The sequence below is a fragment of the Xanthomonas sp. LMG 12460 genome (assembly GCF_009192895.1).
GTDB classification, from domain to species: Bacteria; Pseudomonadota; Gammaproteobacteria; order Xanthomonadales; family Xanthomonadaceae; genus Xanthomonas_A; species Xanthomonas_A sontii.
Genome location: NZ_NKUH01000148.1, coordinates 1 through 8,872 on the forward strand (window position 1 = coordinate 1; position 8,872 = coordinate 8,872).

Below are 8,872 nucleotides of genomic sequence, written 5' to 3' on the forward strand. Positions count from 1 at the left end.
TGCATGACAGTTGACTCCTGCAAACGCGGGCAGCCAAGCCCTGTCCCTGCCACACACCTTGCAGCGCGCAGCGGCGCAAGCAGGTTCGCGGCAAGCGGCGACGCACATGCGCCCGCAAGCCCCCCTCACCCCGAATTGATGTGCTCCTTGCAGTACAGCCGCCGATACGCACTGGGGGTCATGCCCAGGCGCTGGCGGAACACGCGGCGGAAGTAGCCGCTGTCGCTGAAGCCGGCGCGCTGCGCCACGTCGTCCACCGCGCAGGTGTTGACCAGCAGCAGCTTCTCGGCAAAGGCGATGCGCTGGCGGTGGATCGCCTCGGTCAGCGTGGTGCCGAAGCTGCGCCGGTAGATGCGGCCCAGATAATCCGGATTGCAGTGCAGTTGCGCGGCCAGCGACGAGGCGGTGAGCGCGGTGTGGAACTGCGTGCCGATCAGTTGCTTGGCACGGTACGCCAGCGCCACCCCGGCGCGTTCGGAATCGTGCGGATCCGGCCAGGCGCCGGCCACGCATTGCAGCATCGACAGCACGATCGGCTCCAGCATCGGCAGCGTGCGCCGTTCCTCCTGCTCGGCCAGGAACCAGCGAAACAGGCCGACGAAGCGATCCGGATCGCGGATCGCAGTGCGCTGCGGCATCGACAGCGCCACCGCGTTGTCCGCCTGCGCCGCGCCCGGTTCCAGTTCGAAATGCACCCAATAGAACCGCAGGTCGTCCGGGAACTGGCCCAGGCCGGCGTGCGCGCGGCCGGGCCACAGCAACAGTGTCTCGCCGGGGCCGACGTGGAAGTCGTTGTCCTGTTCGCGAATCGAGAGGATGCCGCGCTCGACGAAGATCAGCTCGTAGGACTGGATCACCCGCGCCGGATGCGCACCCACGCCGCGGGAAATGAACAGTCCTCCGTTCTGGACCCGGATCGGATAGGCGACGGCGAATTCGAGCATGTCGGAAACGTCTCCCCTTGCCTGCGCGACGCTGCACTGCAGCATTCGAATGAACGATGCCGCGCAAGGACGCCGCGGCCGCCGTGGTCGGAATCGTACCGGTTTTATACCGCACAGACTCTTGTCGCGGGTGCGCCGCCATGCCACTTTGCGCTGGCGCCGGACCGGGCGCGCCAGGAGCCGTTACGTTGACCGCGACCGCCATCGGCCACGCCACCGCAGACGCCGCACCGGCCGCGACCACGCCGCGTCTGTCGCGCCTGGAGAAGTTCGGCTACGGCCTCGGCGATGCCGGCGGCACGGTGGTCACCTGCCTGATCGCCAACTTCCTCACCTTCTTCTACACCGACGTGTTCGGCCTGACCCCGGCGCTGGTCGGCACCCTGTTCACCGTGCTGCGCGTGGCCGACGCGGTGTCCGATCCGGTGATGGGCCTGATCGCCGACCGTACCCGCAGCCGCTGGGGCCGGTTCCGCGCCTGGCAACTGTGGGTCGCCGTGCCGATCGGCATCGCCTGCGTGCTGACCTTCAGCGCGCCGCAGCTGAGCGCCGGCGCCAAGATCGCCTACGCCTTCGCCAGCTACTTCCTGCTGTCGCTGTGCTACACCGCGATCAACGTGCCCTACTGCGCGCTGATCAACAGCATGACCGGCGACCACCGCGACGTGGTCTCGGCGCAATCCTGGCGCTTCGTGCTGTGCGGCATCGCCGGCTTCCTGGTGTCGGTCGGGCTGCCGTGGCTGGTGCGGGAACTGGGCAATGGCGACGCCGCGCGCGGCTACCAGCTCGGCGTGGGCGTGCTGGCGGTGCTGGCGGTGGCGATGTTCCTGTGCTGCTTCTTCGCCGTGCGCGAACGCGTGCCGGTCAGCCTGCTCGGCGGCGCCGGCATCGGCGCACATCTGCGTGGCCTGCTGCAGAACGACCAGTTGCGGCTGGTGCTGCTGATGTCGTTCCTGCTGATCAACGTCTACAACATCCGCGGCGGCGCCTATCTGTACTTCATCACCTACGTGCTCGGCGGCAGCAGCGACTACGCCTCGCTGTTCTTCGCGATGGTGGCGCTGGCCACGGTACTCGGCGCGATCGTGGTCAACGCGCTGTGCCGCCGCTTCGATCCGCTGGCGCTGTACCTGCACACCAACCTGGCGCTGGCCGCGTTCGGCGTGGCGCAATGGTGGCTGCCGACCGGACCGGCGCAGCAGACGCTGTGGCTGGGGGTGATCTTCGTGCACTGCCTGGTGCTGGGCTTCGCGCTGCCGCTGCACTTCTCGCTGATGGCCTTCGCCGACGACTACGGCGCCTGGAAGAACCGGGTGCGTTCCTCGGGCATCAACTTCGCCTTCAACCTGTTCTGCATCAAGCTGGCCTGGGCCTCGAGCGCGGTGGTGATCAGCGCGCTGTTCGTCTACGCCGGCTACCGCGCCGGCGCCGCGCAGCAGAGCCCCGCCTCGCTGCAGGCCATCACCCTGCTGGAAACGCTGATCCCCGCCGGCCTGCACCTGCTGTTGGCCGCGGTGATCCTGCGCTGCCGGCTGCGCCGGCCGCTGCTGGCGAATATCGCCGCCGATCTGGCCGCACGCCCGGTGCACTGACCTTCCCCACTCTCCAGGATCTCCGCTCCATGCCGCATTCGCCCGTGCCGTCCCCGGAACTGCCGCTCGCCCACCTGCGCATCGCCGATCCGTTCTGGCAGCGCTACCAGCGCCTGGTGCAGGAGGTGGTGCTGCCCTACCAGTGGGACGCGCTCAACGACAACGTCGCCGATGCCGAACCCAGCCATGCCATCGAGAACTTCCGCATCGCGGCCGGCCGCAGCGACGGCGCGTTCTACGGCATGGTTTTCCAGGACAGCGACGTGGCCAAATGGCTGGAAGCGGTGGCCTACCTGCTCGCACAGCATCCCGATCCGGCGCTGGAGCGCGATGCCGACGCCACCATCGAGCTGATCGGGGCCGCGCAGCAGGCCGACGGCTACCTCAACACCTACTTCACGGTGAAGGCGCCGCAGGAACGCTGGACCAACCTGGCCGAGTGCCACGAGCTGTACTGCGCCGGGCACATGATCGAGGCCGGCGTGGCCTACTTCCAGGCCACCGGCAAACGCACCCTGCTCGACATCGTGTGCCGGCTCGCCGACCACATCGACGCCACCTTCGGCCCCGGCCCCACGCAGTTGCACGGCTACCCCGGGCATCCGGAGATCGAACTGGCGCTGATGCGCCTGTACGAGGCCACCGGCGAGGCGCGCTACCTGGCATTGGCGCGCTACTTCGTCGAACAACGCGGCACCACGCCGCACTACTACGACGAGGAGTACGCCAAGCGCGGCCAGACCTTCTTCTGGGGCGGGCACGGCCCGGCCTGGATGATCCAGGACAAGGCCTACAGCCAGGCGCATCTGCCGGTGGCGCTGCAGGACACCGCGGTCGGCCATGCCGTGCGCTTCGTGTACCTGTACGCCGGCGTGGCGCACCTGGCCCGGCACAGCGGCGACGCCACCCTGCGCGCGGCCTGCGAGCGGCTGTGGGACAACGCCACCCAGCGACAGATGTACCTGACCGGCGCGATCGGTGCGCAGAGCTACGGCGAAGCCTTCAGCGTCGACTACGACCTGCCCAACGACACCGCCTACAACGAGAGCTGCGCCTCGATCGGGCTGATGATGTTCGCCAACCGCATGCTGCAGCTGGCGCCGGATGGCCGCTACGCCGACGTGATGGAGCGGGCGCTGTACAACACCGTGCTGGGCGGCATGGCCCTGGACGGGCGCCACTTCTTCTACGTCAACCCGCTGGAAGTGCACCCGCCCACGGTGCACGGCAACCACACTTTCGATCATGTGAAGCCCGTGCGCCAGCGCTGGTTCGGCTGCGCCTGCTGCCCGCCCAACATCGCCCGCGTGCTGACCTCGCTCGGCCACTACCTCTACACCCGCCGCGACGACACGCTGTACGTGAACCTCTACGTCGGCAGCGATGCGCGGTTCGAGGTCGGCGGGCAGACCCTGACCCTGCGCCAGCGCGGCGAATATCCGTGGCAGGACGCGATCGCCTTCGAGGTGGAGAGCAGCGCCCCGGTGGAGGCGGCGCTGGCGCTGCGCCTGCCCGACTGGTGCCAGGCGCCGCAGTTGCTGCTCAACGGCGAGCCGGTGGCGATCGACGCGCACCGCCAGCACGGCTACTGCGTGCTGCGCCGGCGCTGGCAGTCCGGCGACACCTTGCAGCTGCGCCTGCCGATGCCGCCGATGCGGGTCAGCGGGCACCCGCGCGTGCGCCACTTGGCCGGCAAGGTCGCGGTGCAACGCGGGCCGCTGGTGTACTGCCTGGAGCAGGCCGACAACGGCGCCGACCTGCATCAGCTGCGCCTGCCGGCCAACGCCACGCTACAGGCCGTACCCGGCACCGGCGCGCTCGCCGGCCAGGTGCTGCTGCAAGCCACCGGCGAACGCCTGCACGGCGACGTCGACGCCGCGGCCGCACCGCTGTACCGCTACGATGCGCCGCTGCCGACGCGGCAGCCGCAGCCCCTGACCTTCGTGCCCTACTTCGCCTGGGCCAATCGCGGCGAAGGCGAAATGCGGGTGTGGGTGGACGCCAGCGACGGCTGAAGGCAACGCTACGGAACGTCTGCTGCAGGAGCGGCTTCAGCCGCGACCGGCGTTACCGGGAACGCCGGTCGCGGCTGATCCCGCAGAAGGGGACAAGCGCCGTTCCTGCCGGACAAGCTGCATTCGGATGAATCCTTGCGGAAACAGGTCACCACAGCGATGCCTGCCATGCGGCGCCTCACCGGCCGCATCGCACGCGCCGCACGGCCAGCGCACGCTCTAAGCTAGGGCCATGGATGCCCTGGCCCTCGCCACCCCGCCGTTCGCCCGGCTCGCTCTCGGCGCGCATCGCATCGCCGTGCCGGACGCCTGGCTGCTGCCGTTCGAGGTCGATGCCTTCGACAGCGACGATTTCCAGCGCCACCGCGTGCAGCAGCCGCCGTCGATCGCGCGCAGCGTGCGCAAGCGCCAGGCCGAGTACCTGGCCGGACGGCGCGCGGCGCTCGCCGCGCTGCGGGCGGCCGGCAGCACGGCCACCGACCTTCCGATCGGCCCCGACCGCGCGCCGCTCTGGCCAGAGGGTTTCCTCGGCAGCCTCTCGCATACCGACGGCGTGGCGGTCGCCATCGCCATGCCGACGTCCGCCGCAGCCAACGGCATCGGCCTGGATATCGAACGTGTGGTGGCGGCGGACCAGCTCGAGGCGATCCGCAGCGTGGCCCTGGACGCCAGCGACTGTGACGCATTGGCTGCGCTCGCCCGCGTCCGCGGCTGGCCGTATGCGCTGACCCTGGGCTTCTCGGCGAAAGAGAGTTTCTACAAGGCCACCGCGGCGACCGTCGGCCGCTTCTTCGATTTCGACGCCTTGCGCATCGAAGGCTGCGACCCGGCCAGCGGCAGCGTAGAGACGCGGATCGCCACGCCGCTGGCGCCGGCCTTGCCGGCCGGACAAGCGCACCGTCTGCGCTGGGTGGACGTGCAGCCCGGGCTGCTGCTCACCAGTTGCGTCTGGTAAGGGTAGTCCGGGGTTACGCCGTTGCCGCGCAGCTGCGGCAACGCGCGCTGCATGCAACACGCGGCGCGGCGTCGACACCGCGCTTCCGCTTGGCAGGCCGCGAGAACGCGGCGCCTGCCGAGGCATCACACACTCACAACGCGGCCAGGATCTGCTCGCGCCGGCGCGTGTACTCCGCCGCATCGATCAGCCCCTGCGCCTTCAGCTGCTCCAGCGCGCGCAGGCGCTGCTCGACCGAGTCGACGGGAGGCAACGGCGGCGCCGCCGCGGCCGGCCGGCGCCGCTGGGCGCGGATCGCCAGCCACACCACCATGCCGACCAGCAGCGGCAAGGCGAGCAAGACCAGCAGGATGAGCCAATGCCAGATACTGAATCCACCCATCGCGTTCTCCTGCCGGCCGCGTGCCGATCCTGGTGCTTACTTCGCCTTGCCCTGATTGGCCACCGCTTCGGCGGCCTTCTTGGCCGCTTCCGGGTCGCCCAGGTAGCGGTAGGACTGCACCTGCAGGCTGTCGTCCAGTTCGAACAGCAGCGGGATGCCGGTGGGAATGTTGAGTTCGAGGATTTCTTCGCGCGAGACGTCGTTCAAGTACTTGTACAGCGCGCGCAGCGAGTTGCCATGGGCGGTGACCAGCACGGTCTGCCCGGCCTTGAGCTGCGGCGCGATGGCGTCGTGCCAGTACGGCAGCACGCGCTCGAGCGTGGTCGCCAGCGATTCGGTGGCCGGCAGCGCGTTGCGGTCCAGGGTGGCATAGCGGCGGTCGTGCAGCGGATGGCCCGGGTCCTCGGCGTCCATCGGCGGCGGCGGGATGTCGTAGGAGCGGCGCCAGATCTTGACCTGGTCCTCGCCGTGCTTGGCCGCGGTCTCGGCCTTGTCCAGGCCCTGCAGGCCGCCGTAGTGGCGCTCGTTGAGACGCCAGCTCTTGTGCACCGGCAGCCAGTCCTGGTCGAGCTCCTTCAGCGCGCCCTGCAAGGTGTGGATGGCGCGCTTGAGCACCGAGGTATGGGCGACGTCGAACTGCAGCCCCTCCTCGCGCATCAGCCGGCCGGCGGCCACGGCTTCCTGGCGGCCCTGCTCGGTCAGGTCGACATCGACCCAGCCGGTGAAGCGGTTATCCAGGTTCCACTGGCTCTGGCCATGGCGCAACAGTACGAGTTTGCGGGTCACTGCGACGGTCTCCGTTGGGGGATGCGTGGGTGGTGCGGCCCTGGATTGTAGCTCTTGGCTGGGAATGGGGAATCGGGAATGGGGAATCGTTGAAGCGGTTCCCGCGCGGCTCTGACCAGCAGGCGGCGCTTGGCTGTCCGGCTTGCTGGAGAACAAAGCCGTTGCGATTCCCCATTCCCCATTCCCGATTCCCAGCCCCTCCACACCCCAGCCACGAACGCGGCGCGATCATCGGCGCATGGACACTTCTTCGCACTCCGTATTCGGCGACTGGGACGGCAGCATCGTGCAGGCGCGCGCGCTGCAGGCGACGCTGGCGCGCCAGGTCAGCCTGCAGGACGAGGTGCCCGACCCGCCGCGCTGGCTGGCCGGCTTCGACGTCGGTTTCGAGGACGACGGCCAGGTCACCCGCGCCGCCGCGGTACTGCTCGACGCGCAGACCCTGCAGCCGCACCAGGCCGAGATCGCCCGCGTGCCCACCTCGATGGCCTACGTGCCCGGTCTGCTGAGTTTCCGCGAACTGCCGGCGCTGCTGGCCGCGCTGGACCTGCTGCGGCAGCGGCCGGACCTGGTGTTCGTCGACGGCCAGGGCATCGCCCATCCGCGCCGGCTCGGCATCGCCGCGCACTTCGGCGTGGTCACCGGGCTGCCCAGCATCGGCGTGGCCAAGACCTTGCTGGCCGGCCGCTTCGAGGAGCCCGGCGCGCAGGCCGGCGACCACAGCCCCATCGTGCATCGCGGCGAGGTGGTGGGCTGGGCGCTGCGCAGCAAGCTGCGCTGCAAGCCGCTGATCGTCTCGCCCGGCCATCGTGTGGCGGTGGACAGCGCGCTGCAGTGGACCCAGCGCTACCTGCGCGGCTATCGTCTGCCGGAACCGACCCGGCTGGCCGATCGGCTGGCCTCGCGCCGCGGCGAGGTGGCCATCGCCCAGCCGGGCTTGCTGTAGCCTCGGCATCCGCTGGCGCGACTGCGAAAGCGCACTCGCCGCATCCGCACTGTCGTGTCGCGTCCGAAGCGGACGCGTTGGATTGAAACCACATGGCGTTGTCGCCACCGGCGTCGTCGATCGGTCGCCCAAGTCCGGGGGCGTGGATCCACGCAGTCGCCTGTCGCCTGCATGGTGTCGCGATGCACATGTGCGAACGCGCATACCTGAGCAAGAGAGGCGCATACCAAGCGCCGCGGCACGCGGAACATTGCGTCTTGCGCCGCCGGCGTCCGTGCCACGCGTCCGCATGCGAAGCTTGCGCTCCGTTCCTGCCACCACGAGCGCCGGCATGCCCACCCTGATCGCCCCCCGCGTCCACGATATCGGCGGCTTCGAAGTGCGCCGCGCCGTCCCCAGCATGCAGGCGCGCAGCGTCGGCCCCTTCGTCTTCATCGACCACATGGGCCCGGCGGTGTTCGAGCCGGGCCACGGCGTGGACGTGCGCCCGCATCCGCACATCGGCCTGGCCACGGTCACCTTCCTGTGGTCCGGCGAGATCGGCCACCGCGATTCGCTCGGCTCCGACCAGGTGATCCGCGCCGGCGACGTCAACTGGATGACCGCCGGCCGCGGCATCTCCCACTCCGAACGGACGCCGACCACGCTGCGCGAGCATGCACATCCGCTGCACGGCATGCAGACCTGGGTGGCGCTGCCGAAATCGGCGGAAGAGACCGCACCGGCGTTCTACCACCATGCCGCGGCCAGCCTGCCGCAGCAGCGCCGCGACGGCGCGTGGCTGCGGGTGATCGCCGGCCGCGCCTACGGCGAGGAATCGCCGGTCACGGTGTTCGCCGACACCCTCAACGTGGCCCTGGACCTGGAGGCGGACGCCGAAATCGACCTGGACGCGCGGCACGTCGAGCGCTCGCTGTACATCCTGGAAGGCGAGGCGCAACTGGACGGGGTGGACATTCCGGCGCGGCACCTGGTCCTGCCCGAGCCCGGCGCGCGCGGGCGGTTGCGCGCAAAGACCCCGCTGAAGGCCATGCTGATGGGCGGGGAACCGCTGGATGGCCCGCGCCACCTCTGGTGGAACTTCGTCTCCAGTTCGGTGGAACGCATCGAGCAGGCCAAGCAGGACTGGCGCGAGGGCCGCTTCGGGACGATCCCCGGCGACGACCAGGAATTCATTCCGTTGCCCGAACCCGGCCGCTGAGCCGGCGGCAGGCCTGCATCGGGCCACCGCCCCGCACACGCGAAGCGCCAC

8 protein-coding genes are annotated in these 8,872 nt (G+C 69.8%); 5 read left to right on the forward strand and 3 right to left on the reverse strand.

The window, feature by feature from the left end; all coding sequences use genetic code 11:
• Positions 1 to 125: 125 nt before the first annotated feature.
• Complete coding sequence (locus CEK66_RS20005) at positions 126 to 944, reverse strand: AraC family transcriptional regulator (RefSeq protein ID WP_017913264.1); 819 nt, start codon at positions 942 to 944, stop codon at positions 126 to 128.
• 188 nt (positions 945 to 1,132) lie between these two features.
• Between CEK66_RS20005 and CEK66_RS20010 the strand changes: the two genes are divergently transcribed.
• The 3 genes from CEK66_RS20010 (at position 1,133) to CEK66_RS20020 (ending at position 5,506) form a co-directional block, all read left to right on the forward strand.
• Positions 1,133 to 2,536, forward strand: coding sequence for an MFS transporter (locus tag CEK66_RS20010; protein WP_152238051.1), 1,404 nt, complete (start codon positions 1,133 to 1,135; stop codon positions 2,534 to 2,536).
• A 29-nt stretch (positions 2,537 to 2,565) separates the two neighbouring features.
• Positions 2,566 to 4,551 carry a beta-L-arabinofuranosidase domain-containing protein gene (locus tag CEK66_RS20015; protein ID WP_152238052.1) on the forward strand — a complete coding sequence of 662 codons (1,986 nt, stop codon included), beginning with the start codon at positions 2,566 to 2,568 and terminating at the stop codon, positions 4,549 to 4,551.
• A gap of 232 nt (positions 4,552 to 4,783) precedes the next feature.
• Positions 4,784 to 5,506: a 4'-phosphopantetheinyl transferase superfamily protein gene (locus CEK66_RS20020; RefSeq protein WP_152238053.1), complete on the forward strand. Its 723-nt coding sequence runs from the start codon at positions 4,784 to 4,786 to the stop codon at positions 5,504 to 5,506.
• 133 nt (positions 5,507 to 5,639) lie between these two features.
• On the opposite strand, the gene CEK66_RS20025 is transcribed toward CEK66_RS20020, so the two are convergent.
• On the reverse strand, positions 5,640 to 5,888 hold the full coding sequence (locus tag CEK66_RS20025; protein WP_017909382.1) for an SHOCT domain-containing protein: 249 nt from the start codon (positions 5,886 to 5,888) through the stop codon (positions 5,640 to 5,642).
• Between the two features lie 36 nt (positions 5,889 to 5,924).
• Positions 5,925 to 6,674 carry a 2,3-diphosphoglycerate-dependent phosphoglycerate mutase gene (gene gpmA, locus CEK66_RS20030; protein WP_010342084.1) on the reverse strand — a complete coding sequence of 250 codons (750 nt, stop codon included), beginning with the start codon at positions 6,672 to 6,674 and terminating at the stop codon, positions 5,925 to 5,927.
• 238 nt (positions 6,675 to 6,912) lie between these two features.
• On the opposite strand from gpmA, the gene nfi reads away from it, so the two are divergent.
• Positions 6,913 to 7,620 carry a deoxyribonuclease V gene (gene nfi, locus CEK66_RS20035; RefSeq protein ID WP_152238054.1) on the forward strand — a complete coding sequence of 236 codons (708 nt, stop codon included), beginning with the start codon at positions 6,913 to 6,915 and terminating at the stop codon, positions 7,618 to 7,620.
• Positions 7,621 to 7,951: 331 nt separating this feature from the next.
• Complete coding sequence (locus tag CEK66_RS20040) at positions 7,952 to 8,821, forward strand: pirin family protein (protein WP_152238055.1); 870 nt, start codon at positions 7,952 to 7,954, stop codon at positions 8,819 to 8,821.
• Positions 8,822 to 8,872 lie beyond the last annotated feature (51 nt).

Excerpts from the sequence above, each read along its gene's own strand:
- CEK66_RS20005 (WP_017913264.1), bottom strand. The coding sequence starts at position 944 with ATGCTCGAATTCGCCGTCGCCTATCCGATCCGGGTCCAGAACGGAGGA.
- CEK66_RS20015 (WP_152238052.1), top strand. The coding sequence starts at position 2,566 with ATGCCGCATTCGCCCGTGCCGTCCCCGGAACTGCCGCTCGCCCACCTG.
- CEK66_RS20020 (WP_152238053.1), top strand. The coding sequence starts at position 4,784 with ATGGATGCCCTGGCCCTCGCCACCCCGCCGTTCGCCCGGCTCGCTCTC.
- CEK66_RS20025 (WP_017909382.1), bottom strand. The coding sequence starts at position 5,888 with ATGGGTGGATTCAGTATCTGGCATTGGCTCATCCTGCTGGTCTTGCTC.
- nfi (WP_152238054.1), top strand. The coding sequence starts at position 6,913 with ATGGACACTTCTTCGCACTCCGTATTCGGCGACTGGGACGGCAGCATC.
- CEK66_RS20040 (WP_152238055.1), top strand. The coding sequence starts at position 7,952 with ATGCCCACCCTGATCGCCCCCCGCGTCCACGATATCGGCGGCTTCGAA.